1 protein-coding gene is annotated in these 324 nt (G+C 66.0%); it reads left to right on the top strand.

Annotated elements, in window-relative coordinates; all coding sequences use genetic code 11:
- Nucleotides 1-68 precede the first annotated feature (68 nt).
- On the top strand, nt 69-324 hold a 256-nt coding region (locus DKT72_RS18965), incomplete at its 3' end, for a hypothetical protein (protein WP_220628161.1).

Below are 324 nucleotides of genomic sequence, written 5' to 3'. Positions count from 1 at the left end.
GGCTCCGATTGACATGGTCAACATTCCGGTTCCGCTCGCGTGACGCCTGTATGACTAAGCTGGGCATCATGACCGACGAGAACACCACCAGCCAGCAGACCCAGCCCACCGAGGCCGCAACCGAGGCCGCGGCCGAGACTGCAACCGACACGGACGCCCAGCAGCAGGACCAAGGCGCGCAGTCCGCAGCCGAGTCCGCCGCTCCGGTGGATTTCGAACCGCTGACCGCTACATACGAGCGTCTGCGCCATTCCACCGACCCGGCCGAACTGTCCGAATTCGCCCGTCGGCCGTTGCCTGACCGTGCCGATCAGGCGGCGTTCT

This window comes from Confluentibacter sediminis, assembly GCF_003258355.1.
GTDB classification, from domain to species: Bacteria; Bacteroidota; Bacteroidia; order Flavobacteriales; family Flavobacteriaceae; genus Confluentibacter; species Confluentibacter sediminis.
This window is presented reverse-complemented; position numbering and strand designations above follow the sequence as displayed.